Annotated in this window: 23 protein-coding genes; 8 read left to right on the plus strand and 15 right to left on the minus strand. The window is 71.6% G+C overall.

The window, feature by feature from the left end; all coding sequences use genetic code 11:
- Window positions 1-33 precede the first annotated feature (33 nt).
- Complete coding sequence (gene bchF / locus GGD89_RS14075; protein WP_246423119.1) at window positions 34-636, minus strand: 2-vinyl bacteriochlorophyllide hydratase; 603 nt, start codon at window positions 634-636, stop codon at window positions 34-36.
- Window positions 637-1,661: 1,025 nt separating this feature from the next.
- Here bchF and GGD89_RS14080 point away from each other — a divergent pair.
- The 8 genes from GGD89_RS14080 to GGD89_RS14115 all read left to right on the plus strand — a co-directional run bounded on the left by GGD89_RS14080 (window position 1,662) and on the right by GGD89_RS14115 (window position 9,488).
- Window positions 1,662-2,438, plus strand: a complete 777-nt coding sequence (locus GGD89_RS14080) for a cobalamin B12-binding domain-containing protein (RefSeq protein WP_184046369.1) — start codon at window positions 1,662-1,664, stop codon at window positions 2,436-2,438.
- 42 nt (window positions 2,439-2,480) lie between these two features.
- Window positions 2,481-3,917, plus strand: coding sequence for a transcriptional regulator PpsR (gene ppsR / locus GGD89_RS14085; protein ID WP_184046371.1), 1,437 nt, complete (start codon window positions 2,481-2,483; stop codon window positions 3,915-3,917).
- Between the two features lie 298 nt (window positions 3,918-4,215).
- Window positions 4,216-5,088 (plus strand): chlorophyll synthase ChlG, encoded by an 873-nt coding sequence (gene chlG / locus GGD89_RS14090; RefSeq protein WP_184046373.1) that lies wholly within the window; start codon window positions 4,216-4,218, stop codon window positions 5,086-5,088.
- Window positions 5,089-5,116: 28 nt separating this feature from the next.
- A complete protein-coding gene (locus tag GGD89_RS14095; RefSeq protein ID WP_184046375.1) occupies window positions 5,117-6,523 on the plus strand; it encodes a BCD family MFS transporter in 1,407 nt (468 codons plus the stop codon).
- Window positions 6,524-6,547: 24 nt separating this feature from the next.
- Entirely contained in the window at window positions 6,548-7,762 is a 1,215-nt protein-coding gene (locus tag GGD89_RS14100) for a geranylgeranyl diphosphate reductase (protein ID WP_246423120.1), read from the plus strand.
- Window positions 7,763-7,780: 18 nt separating this feature from the next.
- Complete coding sequence (locus GGD89_RS14105) at window positions 7,781-8,338, plus strand: TspO/MBR family protein (protein WP_184046377.1); 558 nt, start codon at window positions 7,781-7,783, stop codon at window positions 8,336-8,338.
- The gene (locus GGD89_RS14110) at window positions 8,335-8,652 is read left to right on the plus strand and encodes a hypothetical protein (RefSeq protein WP_246423121.1); all 318 of its coding nucleotides are present in this window, start codon (window positions 8,335-8,337) and stop codon (window positions 8,650-8,652) included. Before GGD89_RS14105 ends, GGD89_RS14110 begins: the two co-directional genes overlap by 4 nt.
- An 8-nt stretch (window positions 8,653-8,660) precedes the next feature.
- A complete protein-coding gene (locus tag GGD89_RS14115) occupies window positions 8,661-9,488 on the plus strand; it encodes a class I SAM-dependent methyltransferase (protein WP_221238476.1) in 828 nt (275 codons plus the stop codon).
- 1 nt (window position 9,489) lies between these two features.
- Here the strand turns inward: GGD89_RS14115 and cobM are convergent, their stop codons facing one another.
- From cobM to GGD89_RS14185, 14 genes are all read right to left on the minus strand, one after another.
- Window positions 9,490-10,263, minus strand: coding sequence for a precorrin-4 C(11)-methyltransferase (gene cobM / locus GGD89_RS14120; protein ID WP_184046381.1), 774 nt, complete (start codon window positions 10,261-10,263; stop codon window positions 9,490-9,492).
- Complete coding sequence (cobJ, locus tag GGD89_RS14125) at window positions 10,260-12,164, minus strand: precorrin-3B C(17)-methyltransferase (RefSeq protein ID WP_184046383.1); 1,905 nt, start codon at window positions 12,162-12,164, stop codon at window positions 10,260-10,262. Before cobJ ends, cobM begins: the two co-directional genes overlap by 4 nt.
- 97 nt (window positions 12,165-12,261) lie before the next feature.
- Entirely contained in the window at window positions 12,262-13,257 is a 996-nt protein-coding gene (locus GGD89_RS14130; protein WP_343058612.1) for a sirohydrochlorin chelatase, read from the minus strand.
- 135 nt (window positions 13,258-13,392) lie between these two features.
- Window positions 13,393-14,946 (minus strand): c-type cytochrome biogenesis protein CcmI, encoded by a 1,554-nt coding sequence (gene ccmI, locus GGD89_RS14135; RefSeq protein WP_184046385.1) that lies wholly within the window; start codon window positions 14,944-14,946, stop codon window positions 13,393-13,395.
- A complete protein-coding gene (locus GGD89_RS14140; protein ID WP_184046387.1) occupies window positions 14,943-15,530 on the minus strand; it encodes a cytochrome c-type biogenesis protein in 588 nt (195 codons plus the stop codon). The genes ccmI and GGD89_RS14140 overlap by 4 nt, the downstream gene beginning before the upstream one ends.
- A 14-nt stretch (window positions 15,531-15,544) precedes the next feature.
- A complete protein-coding gene (locus GGD89_RS14145) occupies window positions 15,545-16,084 on the minus strand; it encodes a DsbE family thiol:disulfide interchange protein (protein WP_184046389.1) in 540 nt (179 codons plus the stop codon).
- Window positions 16,085-16,150: 66 nt separating this feature from the next.
- Entirely contained in the window at window positions 16,151-18,175 is a 2,025-nt protein-coding gene (locus GGD89_RS14150; RefSeq protein ID WP_184046391.1) for a heme lyase CcmF/NrfE family subunit, read from the minus strand.
- Between the two features lie 169 nt (window positions 18,176-18,344).
- A complete protein-coding gene (ccmE, locus tag GGD89_RS14155) occupies window positions 18,345-18,836 on the minus strand; it encodes a cytochrome c maturation protein CcmE (RefSeq protein WP_184046393.1) in 492 nt (163 codons plus the stop codon).
- Window positions 18,833-19,123 (minus strand): heme exporter protein CcmD, encoded by a 291-nt coding sequence (ccmD, locus tag GGD89_RS14160; RefSeq protein ID WP_343058613.1) that lies wholly within the window; start codon window positions 19,121-19,123, stop codon window positions 18,833-18,835. Before ccmD ends, ccmE begins: the two co-directional genes overlap by 4 nt.
- A gap of 15 nt (window positions 19,124-19,138) precedes the next feature.
- Window positions 19,139-19,864, minus strand: a complete 726-nt coding sequence (locus GGD89_RS14165; RefSeq protein ID WP_184046395.1) for a heme ABC transporter permease — start codon at window positions 19,862-19,864, stop codon at window positions 19,139-19,141.
- A 115-nt stretch (window positions 19,865-19,979) separates the two neighbouring features.
- Window positions 19,980-20,633 (minus strand): SCO family protein, encoded by a 654-nt coding sequence (locus GGD89_RS14170; protein ID WP_184046397.1) that lies wholly within the window; start codon window positions 20,631-20,633, stop codon window positions 19,980-19,982.
- 53 nt (window positions 20,634-20,686) lie between these two features.
- On the minus strand, window positions 20,687-21,454 hold the full coding sequence (locus tag GGD89_RS14175; protein WP_184046399.1) for an urease accessory protein UreH domain-containing protein: 768 nt from the start codon (window positions 21,452-21,454) through the stop codon (window positions 20,687-20,689).
- 122 nt (window positions 21,455-21,576) lie between these two features.
- Window positions 21,577-22,416: a uroporphyrinogen-III C-methyltransferase gene (gene cobA, locus GGD89_RS14180; RefSeq protein ID WP_184046401.1), complete on the minus strand. Its 840-nt coding sequence runs from the start codon at window positions 22,414-22,416 to the stop codon at window positions 21,577-21,579.
- A 62-nt stretch (window positions 22,417-22,478) separates the two neighbouring features.
- Entirely contained in the window at window positions 22,479-24,080 is a 1,602-nt protein-coding gene (locus GGD89_RS14185; protein ID WP_184046403.1) for a glycosyltransferase family 39 protein, read from the minus strand.
- Window positions 24,081-24,083: the final 3 nt, after the last annotated feature.

Genomic DNA, 24,083 nt, shown 5'->3' on the forward strand with positions numbered 1-24,083 from the left:
GGCGGAACGAGGGCGGCGGCGGACTCGACCATCTCAGCGGTCCACGGCGTGCGTCTGGTCTCCCCGGGCGGCGGCGTCGCTCGCGGACTGCAGGCGCGCCGCGCGCAGCTTCAGCAGAAACTGCCCGGCATTGATGACGTAGGTGACGTAGGCGGCCAGCGCCAGGACCATCAGGCCGCGATCCCCCAGCAGATCCAGGAACAGCGCCACCAGATAGGCGGTGTGCAGCGCCAGCACCAACATGCTGAAGACGTCTTCCCAATAGAAGGTGGGGGCGAACAGGTAGCGCCCGAAGACGTCCTTCTCCCAGATCGCGCCGGTGACCATGATGGTGTACAGCACCACCGTCTTGATCACCACCGAGGCGGTGGCGACCGCGTACCCCTCGCCGGTGAGCAGGTAGTCCAGCACCAGGTACAGGCTCACCAGGAACACGGCGAACTGCAGCGGCGCCAGGATGCCCTGCACCAGGGTCCAGGGCGACTCGTCACGGCGGCGGCGCTCCTCCGGGGTATACAGCGGACGCGGCGCCTGACGCAGCACGCCACCGGCGCGCGGCGCGGCCAGGCCAGCGTGCGCCGACCACGGACAACGGTCCACGGTGGCGATCATGCGATCAATGTTGAACGAGAACATCGGTCTGCCAACCCTCCATTCCTGGCCTCGCCAGAACCACGAACGACCAATGCAAAGGCCCGATCCGCGCGACGACGCGCCTTGGAAACTCCGGTCTGGTCCTATGTGTCCTGAACCCGAAGTTCGTTACGTCACTTGACTGGCGCTAGACGAACTTCGGATTCAGGACACTATTAACTATATGATTCTAGTGTGGTGGATTTGAAGTTCCTTCCAGCGCTTCCCGACGAGGTCATAGGAACTTCAAATCCACCACACTAGGGTGCGGCCCCCAGGTCGGGCGGTCCCGACCGATCCATGCCCCTCGCGGCGGTGTCCCCGGAGGATGGTCCAAAGAGACTACAAGGACCGGACACCCCGACCCGGGTTTCCGCTCCCTTCCGGCGGCGGTCCCCGCCCGGGTCCGCCGTCTTCTGGACACATGACATGAACTCGCGAAAAGGTCCGGCCGCGCCTCTCTCTTCCTTGCTGACTCTATGAGCCGACGCCCAACGTGTCAACCTGGCACGACGTCAATCGCTATTGACAAATCGCGTCTGGTCGGGTGAGGTTAATCCGTCCGATGGACCCGAGTTCGGTTGCGTCCACCCCGGATTCTTGGTGAACTGACACGGTTGGGGTTCTGGTCGAGTCACGCGCAAGTCGTGACCGAAAGAAGGCCAGGGCCGTCCTTTCGCATATGGACCCTAAGGGTCTCTTGAATAAAAAAAAGCGAGAGGATATCCCCAGACCATAAAAAGTGGTCTGTTCATCATGGAGGGAGGGGAAGCGCCATGGCTGGTCAGAGGCGCCCGGACGCGGACACCGGGTTCTGGCGACGGTCCGACGGATTGTCGACGGGAAGCTGGCAAGTCGGGAGCCCCTGGGTTCATCCACGTCGCCCCCCGGGCGGTGAGGCGGACCAGGACGGGGGTCAGGCCCGAGGACATCGCGGTTGGGGACCGCGGGAGGACGCGGAGCCGGCGCTCCCATCCCCCGATCCGTCCCGGCGTGAAACGGCGTTCGAGGCTCGGGAGGATGCTGCCTTGACCAGCGTGATCGAGGGGGAGGTCATACCAAGGCTGCTCAAGGCCTATCGCCATGTGGAGCCGCCCCCGCACGTGTCCGCGCGGGTCGGGTCCCAGGCTGACGGTCCCTGCGACCAGGACGTGGACACGTTCGCCCGCCTGTTGGTGTCGGATGGCTGCGGCGCCGCCATGGCCCTGGTGAACCGATTCCGTCGGGATGGCGTAGACGATGATGCCATCTACGCTCACCTGCTTGATCCGGGCGCCCGTCGCCTGGATGATCAAATGAATGGTCTGGGCGACGCCTTCACAGACGTGTCTCTCGCGACGGAGCGCCTGCACCGCATTCTGCACGAACTCGACCGGGAACTGTTGTGCGACACCGAACTGCGCGGCCTTGAGCGCCGCGTTCTGGTGGCCAACGCGCCGGGCGAGGATACCACCTGCGCCGACCTGATGGTCGCCGCCTTCTTCCATCGCGCCGGCTGGGACGTTGTCGAGGCCCCGCCGGTCGAAACCTATGACGCGTTAATGCACCTTGTGCGCGAGGACTGGCTGGCCGTCGCGCATCTGTCCGTGTCTCGACCGTGTCGCGTGCCTGGCCTGGCGCGTGGTCTTGAGGGCCTGCGGCGGGCATCGGACAATCAGAATTTGGGGATCATTCTCGGGGGCGCGGTGGTTCGGGGGGAACCATCTCTTGCCGCGCGGGTGGGCGCCGACGGTTCGGCGCTGACCGGCCCCGAGGCCGTGGAGCGGGCCGAGGACCTGCTGGGCGCCGCGACGGGCACCTGCTGAACATGCGGGGCGCTCGGCAGGCCCGCATGGGCGAGGGGAGACGTGAAGCACTTCAGCGCGCCAAGAACATCGTTGGGGGATCTCGACGCTGAAGCGGCTGCCCGTGTCATCGCGGCCTTCGCGGATGTGGCGCTCATCCTGGATCAGGATGGCGTTGTCTGTGACGTGTCCGTCAGTAAGGTTGATCTGACTCTGAACGGAAGCGCCGGATGGTTGGGGCGGCCCTGGGCCGACACCGTGGCCGCCGACAGTCGACCCATGGTCGAAACCATGATGCGCGACGCCCTGGCCCACACTCCCACCGGATGGCGGCGCGTGCACTATCGGCTCGCCGACGGTAGCGACGTTCCCATCCTCTATTCCGCCCTTCGCGTCGGCCAGCCAGGCACGGCCGGGCGCGTGGTGGCCGTGGGCCGCGATCTGCGGGCCCAGCAACGGCTGATCAGCGCCCAGCAGGCCGCGGAGCGGGACTATGCCCGGCTGCGCCACCTGGAAACCCGCTATCGGTTGCTGTTCAAGCTGTCGTTCGAGGGCGTGGTGGTCCTGGACTCGGCCTCCCGCCGCATCGTCGAGGCCAATCCCGCCGCCCTGACCCTGTTCGGCGAGGACTCCCGGACCCTGGTGGGCGGCGTGTTCCCGCGCGGCGTCGACTCGGAGGACGCCGACGCCATCGAACGCCTGCTGGCCAGCGTGCGCGCGGTGGGCCGGGGCGACGACGTGGTGGTGCGCCTGGGTCCGGCCACCGACCGCCGCGACGTGGTGGTCTCGGCCGCCCTGTTCCGGTTCGAGAAGGCCGTCCACTTCCTGGTGCGGCTGATGCCGCGCACCAACGGCGCGTCCGAGGGCACCCTGATCAGCCGCCCGCGCGCGCGCCTGCTGGAGGTCGTCGACAACGCCCCGGACGGTATCGTGCTGACCGACATGGATGGCCTGATCCTGACCGCCAACACCGCCTTCCTGGACTTCGTGCAGGTGGCCACCGAGGCCCAGGTGCGCGGCCGGCCGCTGGGCCGCTTCATCGGCCGGGGCGGCGCGGACATGACGCCGCTGATCGGCAACCTGCGGGACCTGGAGACGGTGCGCGGCTTCGCCACCACCATCCACGGCGACGTCGGCACCAGCACCGAGGTCAGCATCTCCGGCGTGGCCATCCCCCATGGGGAGCCCCCCTGCCTGGGCTTCCTGATCCGCGACGTGGGGGGCCGTCTCCACGGCGAGACGCGCGATTCCTCCCTGGGTCCCGGAGTCCCGCGCTCGGTGGAGCAACTCACCGAACTGGTCGGCCGGGTTCCGCTCAAGGACATCATCCGCGACACCAACGACGTCATCGAGAGGCTGTGCATCCAGGCGGCCCTGGAACTGACGGGCGACAACCGCGCCTCGGCCGCCGAGATGCTCGGCCTCAGCCGCCAGAGCCTGTACGTCAAGCTGCGCCGCTACAACCTCGGCGACCTGACACCGGTCGAGAACAATGCGTGACCTCCGCGCGTGCTCCGGGCCACCCGGTGGCCGGGTCACGGGTCATGTGTCATGGGGCATCGACGCCGGAGGTCATGACCGGCCCGCCACGCGGGTCGAGGCGATCGATGGAAAGGCCGCGGCTCGCGCCGCCCGCTCGGCAGGGCGCCCCGAAACGCGTAATACCAACGGTCATGGAGAATGACCGTTGCCGTCCGTGGCCGGCCCGCTCCCCCACCCGGATCGCCCCATGAGGTCGGCGCCCCGCCGAGTGTCAGTTTCAATTGACGTACCCCAACCTCGACTTTAGTTTCCGCCCATGCAACGCATCCAGCCTGCCGCCCTTCTCCAGGTGATGCACCCCATCACCTGGTTCGCCCCCATGTGGGCCTTCGCCTGTGGCATCGTCTCGACGGGCGAGTCCGTGTTGTCCCACGGGCTGGTTCTCGTCGGCGGCATCGTTCTCGCCGGTCCGCTGGTGTGCGGCACCAGCCAGGTGGTCAACGACTGGTTCGACCGCCACGTGGACGCCATCAACGAGCCGGACCGCCCCATTCCCTCGGGCCGCATCCCCGGCCGCTGGGGGCTGTACATCGCTCTGATCATGACCGTGGCGTCGCTGGTGCTGGCCTGGGTGCTGGGCATCTGGGTGTTCTGGGCCGCCGTCGTCGGCCTGGCGCTGGCCTGGGCCTACAGCATGCCGCCCTTCCGGCTGAAGCTGAACGGCTGGTGGGGCAACGGCGCCGTCGGCCTCAGCTACGAGACCCTGCCCTGGTTCACCGCCGCCGCCCTGATGACCGGCGACCTGCCGAGCCTCCCCATCATCGCCCTGGCCCTGCTGTACGGCATCGGCGCGCACGGCATCATGACCCTCAACGACTTCAAGGCCATCGAGGGCGACAGCCAGATGGGCGTGCGCACCCTGCCGGTCCAGCTGGGCGCGCCGCGCGCCGCCCGCCTGGCCTGCTGGGTGATGGCCGTGCCGCAGGCGGGGGCGGCCCTGCTGCTGCTGGCCTGGGGCTTTCCCTGGCATGCGCTGATCGTCGCCGGCCTGCTGGTGGCCCAGTTGGGCCTGATGGCCCGTTTCCTGCGCGACCCGCGACAGTATGCCCCGTGGTACAATGCCACCGGCACCACCTTGTCGGTGCTGGGCATGATGGTGGGCGCCAGCGCCCTTGGATACGGGGCGTGACCCGCCACGGCAACCGGACGGACCGGCCATGACCTCCACCGCCTCCTCCCTTGGCTGGATCGCCGTCGCCCGGCTGGGCCTGGTGCAGGCGTCGCTGGGCGCCATGATCGTGCTGACCACCTCCACCTTCAACCGCGTCATGGCGGTGGAACTGGCGATGGCGGCCTCGGTGCCCGGCGCCCTGGTGGCGCTGCGCGAGGTGTTGCAGTTCCTGCGCCCGCGCTGGGGGCACGGGTCGGACGTGGGGGGCCGGCGAACCCCCTGGATCATCGGCGGCATGGGGGTGCTGGCGCTCGGCGTGTTCGGCGCCGGCCTGTCCACCGCCTGGATGAGCACCAACATGACCGCCGGCCTGACCGCCGCCGCGCTCTCCTATGTGGTGATCGGCATCGGCGTGGGCGCGGGGGGAACCAACCTGCTCGCCCTGCTGGCCAAGCAGGTGGCCCCGGCCCGCCGCGCGCCGGCGGCGACCATCGTCTGGCTGATGATGTTCGTCGGCTTCATCGTGTCGACGATCACCGCCGGCGCGGTCCTGGACGTGCCCGAGGCCGTGGCCGGGGCGACCACCGCGGCCGGCGACAGCTACTCGCCCGAGCGCCTGGTGTGGGTGACGGGCGGTGTCTGCCTCGTCGCCTTCCTGGTGTCGGTGCTGGCCGTCTGGGGTGTGGAGACCAGCCCCGGCCCAGCCGCCGCCACGGCCCGGCAGGCCACCCCTAAGCCCAGCTTCCTGGAGACCCTGCGCGACGTCTGGCGCGAGGACAACGCGCGGCGCTTCGCCCTGTTCGTCTTCCTGTCCATGTTCGCCTACACCATGCAGGACCTGATCCTGGAGCCCTTCGCCGGCGTCGCCTTCGGCTTCACGGTGGGTGAGTCCACGCGCCTGACGGCCACGCAGCAGATGGGCGCGGTGGCCGGCATGGTGTTGGTCGGCATCCTGGCCAGCCGCTCCTGGCTGGGCGGCGGGCATCCGTCGGCCCTCAAGCTGTGGACCATCGGCGGCTGCGTCGCCTCGGCCCTGACGCTGGGCGGACTGGCCGTGGGCAGCCAGATCCCCGGAACGTGGTCGCTCACCGTCAACGTGGCGCTCATGGGCCTGGCCACGGGCGGCTTCACGGTAGCGGCCGTCAGTTCCATGATGGGCCTCGCCGGCGCCGGTACGCGCAACCGCGAAGGCATCCGCATGGGCGTGTGGGGCCTGGCCCAGGCGATGGCCTTCGCCACCGGCGGCTTCGTCGGCACCGTGGCGGTGGATGCCTCGCGGCTGGTGCTGACCGACCCGGCGAGCGCCTATGGCGCGGTCTTCGCCGTGGAAGGCGTGCTGTTCCTGGTCGCGGCCGTGCTGGCCGCGCGGGTGGGCGCGCCCCGGGAGGCCGAGGCGCCGGCGGGCGCGCCCGTGCTGTCGGCCGTCGCCGAACGGGAACTGCACGCCGGATAACCGGCGGCGGAGACATCAACACGAATGGGGGAGTCGGTCTTGGTGGAACCCATGGAAACGGTGGACGTGATCGTCGTGGGCGGTGGGCCGGCGGGCGCCACCGCCGCCCGGGATCTGGCCCTCAAGGGCCGCTCGGTCGTGCTGCTGGACCGCGAGGGGCGGCCCAAGCCCTGTGGCGGCGCCATCCCGCCGCGCGCCATGCGCGATTTCGATATCCCCGAGTCGCGCCTGGTGACCACGGTCAAGGGCGCGCGCATCATCTCGCCGACCGGGCGCCGGGTGGACATGCCCATCCAGAGCGGCTACGTCGGCATGGTGGACCGCAAGGACTTCGATCCGTGGCTGCGCGAGCGCGCCGCCGAGGCCGGCGCCGACCGCCGCGCGGGCACCTATCAGCGCATCACGCGCGAGGCCGACGGCCGGCCCATCGTCGTCTACAGGCCGGCGGACGGCGATGGCGATCGACGCATCACGGGACGCGTGGTGATCGGCGCCGACGGCGCCCGCTCGCTGGTGGGCAAGCAGGAGATCCCCGAGTCCGAGTCCAAGCGGCTGGTGCATGCCTACCACGAGATCATCCGCCGCCCGGATCCGGACAGCGGCGCCGACTACCGGCCCGACCGCTGCGACGTGGTCTACGACGGCGTCATCTCGCCCGACTTCTACGGCTGGGTGTTCCCCCACGGCGACACCGTCAGCGTCGGCATGGGCACGGCCATCAAGGGCTTCGACCTGCGCGCCGCCACCACCGAACTGCGCCGCCGCGCCGGCCTGGCCGACATGGAGACCCTGAGATACGAGGGCGCGCCCATCCCGCTCAAGCCGCTCAAGCGCTGGGACAACGGCAAGGACGTGCTGCTGGCCGGCGACGCCGCTGGCTGCGTGGCGCCGTCCTCCGGCGAGGGCATCTACTACGCGCTCGCCTGCGGCCGCATGGCCGCCGAGGCCGTGGAGGAGATGCTGAGCACCGGCAAGGCCAGCGCGCTCGCCGGCGCCCGCAAGCGCTTCCTGAAGGAGCACGGACGCGTCTTCTGGATTCTCGGCATCATGCAGGATATCTGGTACAAGACCGACACGCGTCGCGAGCGGTTCGTCACCATCTGCGCCGATGCCGACGTCCAGCGGCTGACGTGGGAAGCCTACATGGAAAAGGCGTTGAAGCGGAAAAGCCCGCTCGCGCACCTGCGTATCTTCCTCAAGGACACCGCCCACATGCTGGGCCTGGTGAAGCCGACCTGACCCGAGGGTAATGAACCGATGACGACCACCACCACGCCAACCGACATGTCCGGCATGGCACCGGACGCCAACCGGGGCCTGGGCGGCCCCCTGTGGAAGCCGATCATGGTCACCCTTCTGGTGATCCTGGTGGTCGGCGGCGTGGGCGACCAGCTCACCGTGCTGGATGACTGGTACGACGCCCTGAAGCAGCCCTGGTTCAAGCCGCCGGACTGGGCCTTCCCCATCGGCTGGACCATCATCTATCTGTTCACGGGCACCTCGGCGGTGCTGGCGTGGCAGCGCGCGCCCTCCCCCGGGTTGCGGTCCTGGCTGCTCTGGACCCATCTGGTCAGCGCCGTCATCAACATCGGCTGGAGCTTCCTGTTCTTCACCCTGCAACGCCCGGACTGGTCGCTCTACGAGGTGGCGGTGCTGTGGGTGTCGGTGGCCATGCTGGCGGTGATCAGCTTCCGCTGTGATCGCACGGCCGGCTGGCTGATGATGGTCTACCTGGCCTGGGTCACCTTCGCGGGCACCATGAACTGGGCCGTGGTGGACCTGAACGGACCGTTCCCCATGGTCGCGGGCGGGTGATCGCGGCCCTGTACGAGTCGGGGCGGGTCGCCGACCTGCTGATCGCGCTGGTGGCGCTGGAGGCCCTGGGTCTGGTCTGGCTGCACCGTCGCACCGGGCGGCCCGGCCTGCCCTGGGGGATCCTGCTGAACCTGCTGACCGGTGTCGCGCTGGTGGCCGCCCTGGGGGCGGCCCTGCGCGGTCTGGACTGGCCCTGGATCGCCACCGGCCTGCTGGTCGCCCTGGCCGGACACCTGGGGGATCTGGTGGTGCGCTGGCGCGCGACCGCGCCCCACCAAACGCCCCACCAGACATCCTCGGGACGCCCGTCATGAGCGCCCCCATGCCCGACGACCCCGCGCCCGACCCCGCCGTCCGCGCCTTGCACCGCCGCCTGTTCCGAAGCGGCCACGGCCAGGTTTCCGAGGACGAGGCGGCGGCCCTGGCCGCCCTGATCCGGCGCCGCCGGCCACGCCGGGTGCTGGAGGTGGGCGTGGCCAGCGGCCTGTCCACCCTGGTCCTGCACACGGCCCTGGAGGCCACGCCGGCGCCCCCCTCGACCGCGCCGCCGCGCCTGCTGGCGCTCGACCTGGACGACCGCTTCTACGCCGACGAAAGCCGGCCCACGGGCTGGATGCTGCTCGACGCCCATGACGGCGCGGTGCCGCCCGGTGTCCGCCTGCGGACCGGCGTCACCACCGTGGACCTGACCGACCTGCCGGAGGCATCGGGCGCCCCCTTCGACCTGGCGTTCGTGGACGCCGACCACAAGCATCCCTGGCCGGCCCTGGACGCCCTCATGGTCTGGCCGCGCCTCGCCGACGGCGGCCTGCTGCTGTGCCATGACCTGAGCCTGTACCGCAAGCCGCGCTCCGCGCGCGGGGTGGGCCCGAAGCTGCTGTGCGACCAGATCCCGGCGGAGTTGCGCGTGCATCCGGCCGAGGCCGGCGACAACCTGTTCGGCCTCGTCAAGGCCATGACCGACGGCGCCTTCGCCGCCCGCCTGGCCGACGCCCTGCTACTGCCCTGGACGGTGCGCCGCCTGCCCGAGGGCCCCCTGGCGGCGCGGATCACCGCGCGGCTGGCGGAGGACTACCCCGGCACGCCGGTCGCCGACGCCTTCACCGAGGGCCTGCGACGGACCCGGGCGATGCGCGAGGGGACGGCGTAGCTCAGCACTCGGTCCCCTCGGCGCGCGGACGCAGCACGTGATGGTGATGGGCGGCGTACAGGGCGCTATCGGGAAACGCGCTCGGATCCAGCACCCGCCCCACCAGGATCAGCGCCGTGCGCGTGAAGCCGGCGGCCTTCACCTGGTCGCGGATGCTCGCCAGGGTCCCGCGCACCACCTGCTCGTCGGGCCAACTGGCGCGAAACACCACGGCCACCGGACAGTCGGCGCCGTACAGGGGCTCCAGGTCGCGCACCACCTTGGCCAGGTTGGCCACCGACAGATGAATGGCTAGCGTCGCCCCGGAGCGCCCGAGGGTCGCCAAATCCTCTCCCGCCGGCATGGCCGAGGCGCGCGTCGACGTGCGGGTCAGGATCACCGTCTGCGCCACGGCGGGCAAGGTCAGTTCCCGTCCCAGGGTGGCGGCGGCGGCGGCGAAGGCCGGCACCCCGGGCACGATCGCCCAGGGAATGCCGAGCGCGTCCAGGCGGCGGATCTGCTCGCCGATGGCGCCGTACAGGCTGGGGTCGCCGGAGTGCACCCGGGCGACCTCGTGGCCGGCGGCATGGGCGGCCTGGATATGGTCGACGATCTGGTCCAGATGCAGCGGCGCGGTATCGATGACCGTGGCCTTCGGATCGGCCTCGTCCAGCACCGCCCGGGGCACCAGCGATCCGGCGTAGAGGATCACCGGACAGCGCCGGATCAGCCGCACCCCGCGCAGGGTGATCAGGTCGGGCGCGCCGGGGCCGGCCCCGATGAAATGCACGGTCACGATCCGGGGTCCTCCCGGCCATCGGCGGATCCGGACAGGGCCGGCATCGCGTCGTCGACAGCACCGCTCCCGTAGCCCCGGGGGGTGTAGACCCAGTCCTCGAAGCGCCGGGTCTCCGACGCGCCCACCAGCACCAGCGTCAGCATGTCCACGGCCTCCGGGTCCAGGTCGGTGAGCGTCGTAACGCACACCGACTCGCCCGCCCGGCCCAGATCGCGGGCGACGATCACCGGGGTGTCCGCCGGACGATGCGCCAGCAGATGCGCCCGCGCCCAAGGCAGCAGATCCCGCCGCCGCTTCGACATGGGGTTGTAAAGGGCGATGACGAAGTCCCCCTCGGCGGCGGCGCGCACCCGGCGTTCGATCACCGCGCGGGGCGTCAGCAGGTCGGACAGCGAAATGGCGCAGAAGTCATGCCCCAGCGGCGCTCCGACCCGGGCGGCGGCGGCTTGCATGGCGGACACACCAGGGCAGACCCCGATCTCGACCCGGCGCCAGTCGGCCCGGTCGGGCATCCGCTCCAGGGTCTCGAACACCAGCGAGGCCAGGGCATAGATGCCGGCATCCCCCGACGACACCAGCACCACGTCGCGCCCGCGCGCGGCCAGGTTCAGGGCGATGGTCACCCGCTCGGACTCGGCGCCCAGTTCGGTCGCGTGACGCGCCTTGCCCACCCGCGCCTCGCCCAGCAGATCCAGGTACAGGCGGTAGCCCACCAGATCGGTGGCGGCGGCCACGGCGGCGCTGGCCTCGGGCGTGCGCCAGCCGGCGGCGCCGGGACCGATGCCCACCACCCACAGGCGGCCGCGCGCCTGACCGACGCGGTCGGCCCGGATGCCGGTGACACTGCGGGCGATGGCGCAGGTGGCCCGCAGGCTCTTGCGCTTGGGCTGCACCAGCACGCCGTCGGGTCCGGCGGCGGCCAGCGCCGCGCCTTCGGCCACGCCGTGGCATCCCACCTCACGGAACACGGCCTCGGAGGGCGTGGCGAGGCGCGGCGTTTCCCGCTCCAGGGTGGCCGCATCCAGGAAGCGGACCGGTGTTTCCAGGGCCTCGCCCAGCGCCAGCACCGCCGGCTCGTCGGCCTTCAGGTCCAGGGACACCACGCAGGCCACCGACTGCGGCGACAGGCCGGCATGGGCCAGGGACTCGCGCACCAGGTTCTCCACCTCGCCCGGCGCGCAGCCGCGTTCGCATCCGACGCCGACGGCCAGGGTGGGGGGCCGCAGCACCACGGTTTCCCCCCGCGTGTCGATGTCGGCCCGGTCGCTGACGCGGACCCGGGGACCGGTTCCCGGATCGCCCTCCTGCCCGGCCGCGTCCGGCGACGGGACCTGGAAGCCGTCGTTGTCCTCGGTCAGCCAGTCCGACAGGGCGGGGTCCAGGTCGCCGATGTCCAGCGTGACGGGGTGACCGTCGATCAGCGCCGCCATCACCCCGCGCACCGCGTCGGGGGTGGCCAGCCGCCAGCCGTCGGGCAGGGCGTCCAGCGCCGTCCCCCCGGCCACGTCGCCGGCGGTGGTGATGCTGGCGCGAAGCCCCAGGGCCTGGGCGATGCGCGCCGCCAGTTCGTTGGCGCCGTGGTGCCCCCCCAGCAGGGGCACCACCGCCGAGCCGTCGGCGGCCAGCGCCAGCACCGGCGGCTCCGCCCACTTGTCGGCCAGGAACGGCGCCAGGGCGCGGATGATGATGCCCGTCGCGCAGACGCCGACAACCGCCCGGCCGGAGCGGAACACCGACCGAAGATGGCTGCTGGTGCCCGTGAACACGGCGTCGGCGCCGCGCACGCGGCCCGTGAGGCCGTGCACCTCGGCGCCCGGCAACGCCTCCGCGACACGGCGCGCGGTGTTCAGTCCCGTCTGATTCAGGACCACGAACACCGGAGATGCCTTGCGGGTCATGATGACTCCGTTTCCTGGAGGACGCGTGCAGCCTACGACGGCCGATCCGCATTCGCAACGTGACGCGCGGCCCGGGCGCCGTCAGCGGGCTCGGATCCTAAGGCCGGGAATGCCCGTGGTCGTGACCGTGATCATGCCCGTGGTGCCCGTGATCACCGTCGGTGCCGACGCCGCGCACATGATGATGGTGCCCGGCCTGGGCCGCGCCCACGGCGCCCTCGAACCCGATCACCTGCTCGCGGTACTTGCAGAGCTGGCAGTTCATGGCCGTCTCGCCGGCCAGGATGTCGGCGACCCGGTCCACGACGCTGTCGATGACCAGGGGATGGTCGTTGAGATAGGGGGCCTTGAGGATCTCCACCTCGGGGTGGGCGGCGGCGGCCGCGTCGGCCCAGTCGTAGATGCGGCGTACCAGGACGCCGGTGAACAGGAAATAGGGGAACACGATGATCCGGCGATAGCCCAGCCTGACCGCGTGCCGCAGCCCGGCGTCCACCAGCGGCGCGGCGACCCCGGAGAAGGACACCTCGGCCCAGCCGAAGCCCATGCCCTCCCACAGCATGCGCGCGACCTTGCTGATGTTGCCGTTGGCGTCGGGGTCGTTGGTGCCGCGCCCGACGACCATCAGCAGGGTGTCGGCCCGATCCACGGCGGCGGCGGCGGCCTCCGCCTCCTCGATGCGCGCGCGGGCGGCCTTCAGAAGCTTGGGATCGATCCCCAGTTCGCGCCCGAAGTCGACCGTCAGGTCCGGGTTGGCGGCGGCGAAGCTGTTGACCTCCCAGGGCAGGTCGTTCTTCACGTGCCCGGCGGCGAACAGCATGCCGGGTACCGCCAGGATCCGGGTCACCCCGGCGGCTTTCAGGGCATCCAGGCCGTCGCGGATGATCGGCCGGGCGAACTCCAGGAAGCCGCTTTCGACCGCGTGTTCCGGCAGGCGCGCCCGCAGGTGCGCGGCCAGGCGGTTGAACTCGGTCACCGCCGCCTCGTCGCGGCTGCCGTGGCCACAGATCATCACCCCCAGACGCTCCTCCCCGGGCGCCACCACGGGCGAGATGGCGAGGGGCGCGGGCTCGTCGGTCGGCGCGTGTGTCACGGGTCCGGGTGTCCGGGGGGAGGAAGCGGTCATGAGGGCACGTCCTTGATCACGGGCGGACACCGATCGTCCGCCCCGGAAAGGCCGCGACGCGGGACCCCCGCGCCGCCAGGGCCGCCGGGCCGCCCGCGCGGCTCAGGGCTCTTCGGTCTCCGCACCGGCGGGCGCGTCGGCGCGCGGCAGGGCGTCGCGCTGCTGGCGCACCGAGGCATGGGCCGGCTCGTCGGGCGGAATCAGCGCCAGCAGGCGGCTCCACAGCTCCCGCGCCCGGTCGAACGCCCCCGACTCGGCGGCGGCCCGGCCGACGAAGTACAGCGCGTTCGGGTTGTCCGGCTGCTGCTTCAGGACCGCCTCGAACACATCGTAGACGGCCTCCGGCGGCTCGGTGGCGCCCTTGGCCCGGGCGGCCGCGATCAGCGCGTCGGCGTGAGCCAGCAGCACCGCCACGTCATCCGGACGCAAGGCGGCGGCGCGGCCCATGGCCTCGGCCGCCTCGTCCAGGCGCCCCATCACCCGATAGGAGCGCGCCAGTCGCTGCCAGCCCTCGGCATCGTCCGGGTCATCCTCCAGGCGGGCCGCCAGCCCCTCCACCATGCCCTCGATCATGGCCCGGTCGTCGGCGCTGAGTCCCTGCCCCGGCGCGCGGGCGGCGTCGGCCCCGGCGCGCGGGCGGTCGCTGGCGGGGGCGGCCGCGCCCTCCTCCTCCTCCTCCCCGGGGGCCGGCACATCGCGCCGGGTGACGGCCTCGCCGGCCTCGATGCGCAAGGGGTGCAACGGGGTCACGCTGGCCGGCGCGATGCCGTTCTCCTCGGCCACCATGCCCATGTTCTGGCGCAGCATGGGCATCCACGACGCGTCGGCGGCCGAGGTCATCGCCAGATCGCGCCAGATGGCGATGGCCTTGACCGGATCGCCGGCCTGCACGGCGGCGACCCCCAGGTAGAAGCGCGCGCGCGGATCGCCCGGTGCGGCCCGCAGGGTCTCCACGAACAACGCGCGGATCCGTTCGGTGATGGCCCCGTCGTGGGTCATGATCAGCGATTCGGCCAGTTCGGCCAGCACGGCGGCCTTCTCGGCCCCCACCGGACCCAACGCCCGCGCCCGCTCCAGGGCCTCCACGGCCTTGTCGTGCTGCTCGGCGACGCGGTGGACGCGCCCCAGTTGCAGCCACAGGCCGACATCGTCCGGATCGGCCTCGACGGCCTCGCTCAGGCTGGCGATCCTGTCGCGGACGGCCGCCGGCAGGCTGGCCATGAGACGCTGTTCCTCGCGGGCGATGCGCTCGGCGTGGGGCTGACCCGGCAAGCCGGGCGAGCCCAGCATCAGGTAGACCGCGAGGGCGCCCAGGGGCAGCAGGATCCCGATGCCGATCAGCGAGGCCGGCCGCGACAGGGTCAACGCCGGGACGGTGGTCGGCGCCACCGACGGCGCGACATCCCCGGCAGCGCCCGAACCGGCCGCCCCCAGCATGCGCCGCTGGATTTCCAAGCGCGCCGACTCGGCCTGATCGGGGCTCAGCAGGCCCCGGGCGACATCGCGGTCGATCTCCCCCAGTTGGTCGCGATAGACGGTCAGGTCGTAGCTGGCGCGGTCGGGCGCCGCCTGCCCGCCATGACGCAGCAACGGCCAGACCAGCAGGGCCAACACCATCAGGGTCAGCAGGATGACAAGAAGCCACAGCAGGATCATGCGCGGCCTCCCGGGCCGGCGCGGTCCATGTCGCCGGCTCCGTCGGCGCGGTCCGTGTCGCCGGTCCCGCCGTCGGCGTCGTCCAGCAACGCCCGCAGGCGCGCCTGTTCCCGGTCGCTCAGGGCAGCGGGGACGGCCGGCGCCTCGGCGGCGCGGCGGCGATAGAACGACCACGCGGCGATGCCGCCGCCGGCCAGGATCAGGGCGGGGCCGAGCCACAGCAGCCAGGTGGTGGGCTTGAACGGCGGCCGCAGCAGAACGAAGTCGCCGTAGCGGTCCACGAGGTACTGCTTGACGTCCTCGTTGCTGTCGCCGGCCAGCAAGCGGTCGCGCACCAGGATCCGCATGTCGCGCGCCATGTCGGCGTTCGATTCGTCGATGCTCTCGTTCTGGCAGACCACGCACCGCAGGTCGGCGCTGACCTCGCGCGCGCGCTCTTCCAGCGCCGGGTCGTCGAGCATCTCGTCCGGCTCGACGGCGCCGGCGCCGGGCGCGCCGCCGATCAGCGCTCCCAACAGCAGCGCCGCCACGGCCCCGGCCTGGAGCGCGGTTCTCCGGAGCGCGGCCCCGCGGCCCCGTCTCATCGGTCCTGCCCGTCTCATGGTTTCTGAAGGTCCTCGATCAGGGGCCGCAGGGTGTTCGCCCAGACGTCCTCGGTGATCGGCCCGACGTGCTTGTGACGGATCACCCCGGCCTTGTCGATGACAAAGGTCTCGGGCGCCCCCGTGACGCCGAACTCGATGGCGATTCGATTGGTGGTGTCGTAGCCCACCCGATCATAGGGATCCCCATGACGGGCAAGGAAGCGGGTGGTGGCCGCCGGCTCGTCCTTGAACGCGATCCCGTGCAGCGGCGCCACGTCCTCGGCCTGGATGCGGTTCAGCATGGGGTGTTCCTGCACGCAGGCCACGCACCAGGATCCGAAGAAGTTCACCAGCGCCACCTCGCCCGTAAGCTGGTCCGGACCGGTCAGCGGCTGTGGGCGGTCGGGCAGCCCGGCCAGGGTGAAGGCCGGCAGCGGCCGGTCCAGCAGCGCCGAGGGCAGGTTGCGCGGGTCCATGCGCAGGCCGACGGCGAAGAAGACCAGCAGCACGACCACCACCAGCAGGGGCAGCAGGAAGACGATCTTGCGGCTCATGACGTCGTGGCCTCCGGCACAGACAGCATGGGGACGACGGGGGACCGGGTGACGGCCGGTCCGGGTTCAGGCCCGCGCCGGGGCCTCGGCCGCCGGGCGGGATGCCGCGCCGGCGGCGGCGCGGGCGCGCCGGGGCGCGCCGACCCTGTGGCGCCGGTCGCTCAGCGACACCAGGCCCCCCAGCCCCATCAGCAGCGCGCCGTACCACAGGAACGGCACGAACGGCTCGTAATAGAACCGGGTGACGAAGGCGCCCACGCCCTCCTCGGGCGACGGATCGCCGATCACGGCATAGTAGTCGTGCGCCCCGGTGGTGCGGATGGCCGCCTCGGTGGTGGCCATGGGCGGGCTGGTATACTGGCGCTTTTCGGGCGTCAGGATGGCGATCGTATGGCCGTCGTCGTCCACCATGCGAAAGCGGCCGCGAATGGCATCGTAGTTGGGACCCGCCAGGCTCTCGGCTCCCTCGAACACCATGGCGTACGCGCCCACGGCCAGGGTCTCGCCGGGGCGCATGACCTGGATGCTCTCCGCCTTCCAGGCGGCGTTGCCGACCACCCCCATGACCAGCAACGCCGTGCCGATGTGGGCCACGGTCATGCCGTAGGCCGCGCGCGGCAGGGTCGCCGCGCGCCGCAGGCTGCCGCGCGGGGAGTCCCGGAACAGCCGCACGCGCTCCGCCCATTCCACCAGGGTCGCCAGCAGCAGCCAGGCGCCGACCCCCATGCCCAGCGCGGCCATCGCCGATACCGACGAGCCGCCGGCCATCACCCAGGTCGCCACGATCACCACCGCCGTCCCCAACAGGGCCGCCCACAGCCGACGCACCGCCCCCAGGGCATCGCCGCGCTTCCAGGCCAGCAGCGGACCGATGCCCATGAGGATCAGCATCGGCGTCATCAGCGGCACGAACACGGCGTTGAAGAACGGCGGCCCCACGGACACCTTGCCCAGGTTCAGGGCGTCGGCGAACAGCGGGTAGAGCGTGCCCAGCAGCACGGTCGCCGAGGCGGTGCTCAAGAGCACGTTGTTCAGCAGCAGGGTCCCCTCGCGCGAGACCGGCGCGAACACCCCGCCGGACTTCATCTGCGGCGCCCGCCAGGCGAACAGGCCGAGGGAGCCGACCACGGTGATGGCCAGCAGCACCAGGATGAACACGCCGCGCGTGGGGTCGGTGGCGAAGGCATGCACCGAGGTGATCACCCCCGAGCGCACCAGGAAGGTCCCCAGCAGCGACAGCGAGAAGGTGATGATGGCCAGCAGGATGGTCCAGCTTTTCAGGGTGTCGCGCTTCTCGGCGACGATGGCCGAGTGCAGCAGCGCCGTCCCCGCCAGCCAGGGAATGAACGAGGCGTTCTCCACCGGATCCCAGTACCAGTATCCGCCCCAGCCCAGTTCGTAGTAGGCCCACCAGCTTCCCAGCGCGATCCCGAAGGTCAGGAACACCCAGGCCACCAGCGTCCAGGGCCGCACCCAGCGCGCCCAGGCGGCGTCCACCCGGCCCTCGATCAGGGCGGCGATGGCGAACGAGAAGGCCATGGAGAAGCCCACGTACCCCAGGTACAGCATGGGCGGATGGAAGGCGAGCCCCGGGTCCTGGAGCAGCGGATTCAGGCCGCGCCCGTCCAGGGGCGCCGGATCGAAGCGCTCGAACGGATTGGACGTGAACAGGATGAACAGCAGGAAGCCCGTGGTGATCATGGCCTGCACGGACAGCGCCCGGGCGCGCAGCGCCGGCGGCAGATTGCCCCCGAGCAGGGAGACCGCCACGCTGAATATCGCCAGGATCAGGATCCACAGCAGCAACGAGCCCTCGTGGTTCCCCCAGACGCCGCTGATCTTGTAGAGCATCGGCTTGTCGGTGTGGGAGTTCAGGGCCACGTTCACGACCGAGAAGTCCGAGACGATGTAGCTGTGCGTCAGGGCGGCGAAGGCCACGCCGATGCACAGGATCAGCGCCACCGAGGCCGGCCGCGCCAGGTTCATCCAGGCCAGGTCGCCGCGCTGGGCGCCGACCATCGGCACCACGGCCTGGATCAGCGCCACGCCCAGGGCCAGCACCAGGGCAAAGTGCCCGATTTCGGGGATCATGCCGGACTCCTCCCGCTCAGGATCTCGGGTAAGCGTCCCCGGCCCGCGCGGCGTCCCACCGCCCCGCGCGCCCGCTCGCGTCCGTCCAAGCCCCTGCCAACCTCACCCGGTCGCCGGACCGCTCGCGCCCATCCCCCGGACCGGGCGGCGACGTCGTGACGCCGCGGGGTCACTGATACGCCCTCACCGCGCCCTGGGCCGCCGCCGGCGCGCCCGCCGGCGGGCCATCGGCGCCCTCCTGCCAGTAGCCGCTATCCTTCAGGGAGTCGGCGACTTCCTTGGGCATGTAGGTCTCGTCGTGCTTGGCCAGCACGTTCGCGGCGGAGAAGGTGCCGCCGGCATCCAGATGTCCCTCGGTCACCACGCCCTGCCCCTCGCGAAACAGGTCGGGCAGGATGCCGGTGTAGACGACAGGCACGGTGTTGACCATGTCGGTCACCACGAAGCGCACGGTGTCACCGGCCTTGTCCACGCTGCCCTCCTCCACCAGGCCGCCCAGACGGAAGCGCTGGCCCTCGGCCACCGGTCGCTCGGCCAGGTCGGACGGGCTGTAGAAGTAGAGCAGGCTGTCGCCCATCGCGCCCAGCATCAGGGCGGTGGCGGCGCCCAGGGCCAGCAGGCCCAGGCTGACGAAGTACAGACGCCTCTTCTTGCGGGTCACGCCGGTTCTCCGTTGTCGGCCGTCCTGGGAGTGATCCCGGCCGGGCCGGGCCGGGCCGAGGCCGAGTGTGGGGCGGGGCTCGGGTCGGCGCCCTCAGCCTGCTCGGCGCGACCGCGCCGGCGCCCGCCAAGGGCCGCCTGCAGGCGCGCGAGCGTGCGCTCGTCGCGGCGCAGCCCCAGCCAGACGCTCACGAACAGGCCGCCCAGCACCACGGCGGTGACCCCGTAGGACGACCACACGAAGCCCGCGTAGCCGCCCATGTCCAGAAACGCGATCAGCTGATCCACGGGATATCCCCTTGCTCACCCTTGCACCTCGGCCAGCCGCAAGGTCCGTGCCTTGGCGGCGGCGATCTCGCGGCGGATGCCCATCAGCATGGTGGTCACGTAGTACGCCTTGAAGGCGAGCGCCATGGCGAACAGGGGCACCAGCATCGACCCGTCGATGGCGATGCCGCTGTCCCCCACCGGATTGACGCTGGCCGGCTGATGGAGGGTGTTCCACCAGTCCACCGAGAACTTGATGATGGGGATGTTCACCCATCCCACCAGGGCCAGCAGCGCCGCCGCCTTGGACCCCCGCTGGCGGTCGTCGAAGGCGCCGGCCAGCGCCATGTAGCCCAGATACAGGAACAGCAGGATCAGCATCGAGGTCAGGCGCGCGTCCCACACCCACCAGGCCCCCCACATGGGCTTGCCCCACAGGGCGCCGGTGGTCAGGGAAATGACCGTGAAGGCCGCGCCCACGGGCGCCGAGGCCCGCGCCGCCAGATCGGCCACCGGGTGCTTCCACACCAGATAGACGAAGCTGGCGACGGCCATGGCGGTGTAGACGAACAAGGCCATCCAGGAGGCGGGCACGTGCACATACATGATGCGCACGGTCTCGCCCTGCTGGTAGTCGGGCGGCGACAGCACCAGCCCGTGGACCAGGCCAACCGCCAGGGACAGCACCATGACGGCCACGCTCCACGGCAGGATGGCGTTGGCGATGCGCAGGAAGCGGGTGGGATTGGCGAAGCGATGCATGGGCGTGCGGACGTCCTGGGGCCTGTTGACACTCGGGGCGCGGCCACGCGCGTGTGACGGAACCGTACCGTGACACCGGCCCGATTTCCAGTCGAACCGGTCGAGTGATACACCGTTATCGGTCGTTCGCCTTCTCGTCCAGCGCCGCGCGCAGGCCGGCGGTGATCGCCTCCGGCGCGTCGCCGTGGCGGAAGAAGGCCGCCAGGGTCCCGTCGGGGCGCATCAGGTAGAGAAAGGCGCTGTGGTCGATCAGGTAGCCCACCGCGCTGTCGGGCATGTCCACCCGCTCGACATGGACCTGATAGGCGCGCACGGCGGCGGCCACCTGCTCGGGCGTGCCGGTCAGGCCGATCAGCTTTGGGTGAAAGGCACCGGCGTAGTCGGCCACGATCTCGGGCGTGTCGCGCTCGGGATCCACGGTGATGAACAGCGGCTGAACGGCATTCAGAAGGGCCGGGTCCAGGTCCCGCAGCGCCAGGTCCATCGCCGACAGGCTGCTTGGGCAGACATCGGGGCAATAGGTGTAGCCGAAGTACAGCAACAGGTACTGGCCGGGGAAGGAGGACTCGGTGATCGTCTCGCCGTCGCCGGTGACCAGGGTGAAGGGACCGCCGATCCCGGTGGCGTCCGCCAGGGTCCCGGTGACGCCATGGCCCGAGTCCTCGCCCTGGGTCCCGATCAGGTGCTCCAGGCGCGGCAGCAGGCCGATGGCCAGCACCAGCGCGACCACCGCCACGACCGCCAGAAGGGTTGGCAGGGTCCGGGTCATGACATCTCTCCCTCTTCCTCGCTGTCCTCGTCCTCGTCCTTTCCGGGCGCGCGTCACACCACCAGCGTGGCCGCCAGGAAGGCCAGCACGCCCGCGTTCAGCACCATCAGCGCCGGGGCGACCCAGGTCATCACCTGGCGAAACCGCGCCGCCGCCAGATGCCCCGCCACGCCCACCGCGATCAGGCTGGGCACGGTGCCGGCGGCGAACACCAGCATGGCCAGCGCCCCGGCCAGCGCCGACCCGCTGGAGGCCGCCGCCGCCACGGCCCCATACAGAAGGCCGCAGGGAATGAACCCCAGCAGCACCCCCAGGGCGTAGCCGCGCCATCCCGTGGGCGCGCGAAACAAAGGCCCGGCCACCCGGCCCACATGGGCGGACCACCAGGCCTCGACACGGGACCCGCCGGGCAGCGCCACCTTGAGGCGCGGCAGGGCGTAGCCCACGAACAGCACGGCGGCCAGCGCCAGCAGGGCCGCCGACAGCCAGCGCAGCCCGCCGAAGCCTCCCAGCACGCCGGCCAGCGCCGCGCCGAAGCCCCCCAGCAGCACGTAGGTGGTGGCCCGCCCCAGGTGATAGGGCACCAGCGCCGCCCCGGCCAGGCGATGCCACTCGCGCATCTGGTCGGCCGGCAGGGACTCCATGCGGGTGGTCACCTGCGTCAGGACGAACGGCCCGCACATGCCAGCGCAATGGGTGAACCCGCCGACCAGCCCGGCCAGGGCCAGGCTGGCCATCAGGCCGCCCTCGTCCGAGATGACGACATGGCACCGCGCCGCGCCGGCCCAGAGCAGCGTCAGCAGTTGGGACTCCGCATCCACGGCCTATTGCCCTCGCTGTCCACGGTCGCCCCGATCGGGGCCGGTCGGCGATCGTCTCCACCCCACCGGGGCGGGTCCATGATAAAAATCAAAGATAAGAACGACTCAAGGCTTTTGCCCCGTCACTCCGCCGCCGACTCGGAGAGCGCCGGCAGCAACTCGGCCGGATCCCACCAGGCGCCGAGGGTCTCGCGCAGCCGCACCACCTCGCCGACGACCACGATGGCCGGCGCCTCCACCCCCTGGGCGTCCCGGTCGGCGACCGCCCGGCCCAGGGTGGAGGTCACCACCCGCTGGCGGGTGGTGGTCGCCGAGCAGATGAAGGCCAGCGGCTCCTCCGGGGAGCGACCGCCGGCCATCAGGCGGCCGACGATGGTTTCCAGGTGCTTGACCGCCATGTAGATGACCAGCACCGAGGCGCTTTGCGCCAGCGCCGACCAGTCCACGTTGTCGGGCACGGTCCCGCTGGCCGCGTGGCCGGTGACGAAGGCGATGGCGGCGTTGGTCTCGCGGGTGGTCGCCGGAATGCCGGCGTAGGCCAGCCCGCCGATGCCCGCCGTGATCCCGGGGACCACGCGAAAGGGCACGCCGGCGGCCACCAGGGCGCGGGCTTCCTCGCCGCCGCGCCCGAAGATGAAGGGATCGCCGCCCTTGAGGCGCAGCACCCGCTTGTTGGCGCGCGCCAGCGCGATCAATCGGTTGCTGATGTCCGGCTGACTGGCCGAGGGCTTGCCGCCGCGCTTGCCGGCGTGGATCACCTCGGCGTCCGGGCGGGCCAGGCACAGCACGTCGGTGTTCACCAGGGCGTCGTGCACCACCACGTCGGCCCGGGACAGGGCATGGGCGGCGTGCAACGTGAGCAGCCCCGGATCGCCCGGCCCCGCGCCCACCAGCCACACCCAGCCGGGCAGGAACGGGGGCTGCGGAAACGGAAACGGCAAGACACGAGAAGCGGTCGTCATGGCGTGTGTTGTACCTCGACCCCGGTTCCGGCGCCAAGCGGAGCCGGACCCATGACCAATGTTTAACGACAGGTCCCCCGGTCCTTCGGCACCAGAAGGAATCCGAAGGGAACGGTCCGGCGCGCACCGCCGGACAGCGGCGCCCGGGTCAGCGGCAGGTCCGCCACCCGCGCCCGCGCCAGGGGCAGGGGCAGGGCGTCGGGGGCCCCGTCCACCAGCGGCGCCACCGCCTCGGCCAGGGCCGCGCCGTCCAGCCCCGCGCCCGTCGCCAGGGCCTCGGCCTCCGCCCGCGACAGCAGGATCAGACAGGCGCCATCACCCGGGTCATCCGCCGGCGGCCGCCAGTCCGGAAAGGACCGGGCCAGCAGCCGCGCGTCGGGAAAGGCCCGGCGCAGGTTGGCGCCCCAGTCCAGCGACGCGGCGATGATCGTGCCGCGCCCGTCGAAGCCCGCCGCCCGCACCCTGGCCGCCGCCGCCTCCACCGGCAACAGCGACAGGCAGCGCCCGCAGGACACCGGCTCGCGGATCAGGCGGTCCGCCGCCACGCCGCCGGCGGCCAGCACGGCCAGGCCCGCCAGGCTCCACCCCAGAGCACGGGCGCGCCACGGCGCCAGGGACACGGTCCACGCCCGCGCCCCCAGCAGCGCCGCCGCCGGCAGCACCAGCGCCGCCGGCATCATGTAGTGATAGCGCAGCCGATGCCCACCCGTGGCCAGCACCACCGCGAGCGTCAGCGCCATGGAGGCCAGCACGAACACCAGCAGGACCCGGGGCCAGCGCGGCGTCCCTGTTTCCGGGGTCGCCCCCCGGGATGCGCGTGCCCGTGGCGCCACGCCGACCAGAAGCGCGATCAGCACCAAGGGCGGCGCCATGCCCATGACGGGATCGACGATCACGTCGGTGGCGAGCCCCGGCAGCCGCTCCCACAGCGGCAAGGGGACCTCGCGGCCCTGGCTGGTGATGCTGGCCACGCGGTCGCTCAGCACCATGTCCTGGCCCATGCGCCACCACAGGTGCCCGGGCAGCAGCGGCAGGGACGGCAGCGCGGCCCAGAGAACGCGCCGGTCCAGCACCCGCGCCCGCAACAGGGGGTCCGTCAGCGCCGCCGCCACCAGCGCCAGCCCGAAGACGGCGAAGGTGTACTTGCTCAGGCAGGCGACGGCCAGCGCGGCCCCGAGGGCCAGATAGCGCGCCGACGTCGGCCGCTCGGCGATCCGCGCGATGGCCCACAGCACGGCGGCGGTGGCGCTGATCAGCAGGGTCGTATGGGTGAAGTGCAGCGCGCCTTCGTACCCGAACAGCGCGGTCCCGGCGGCCCCGGCCACGGCGCCCGCCGCCAGCGCCCGGTCGCCGCCGGCCATGCGGCGCACGGCGTCGAACAGCGCCACGAGGCCCGCCGCGATGATCGCCCACCGCAGCCCCACGGCGGCGCCCAGGGACGGCCCGACCAGGTCGGTGAGGGCCTGGGTCAGCCAGTTGTAAAGGGGCGGTTGCTCGGGGTCGTATCCCCAGGCCCAGCCCTGGGCGAAAAACACCGTCTCCAGGTCGTCGCGGGCCAGGCCGCTGGCCGCGCCCAGCGCCACCGCCAGGTGCAGCGTCAGCAGCGCCAGCGCCAGGCCCCAACGCCCGGCCGGATGGGCCAGCGGGCCGGCGACGATGGACATGGC

The sequence above is a fragment of the Roseospira visakhapatnamensis genome, from assembly GCF_014197915.1.
GTDB classification, from domain to species: Bacteria; Pseudomonadota; Alphaproteobacteria; order Rhodospirillales; family Rhodospirillaceae; genus Rhodospira; species Rhodospira visakhapatnamensis.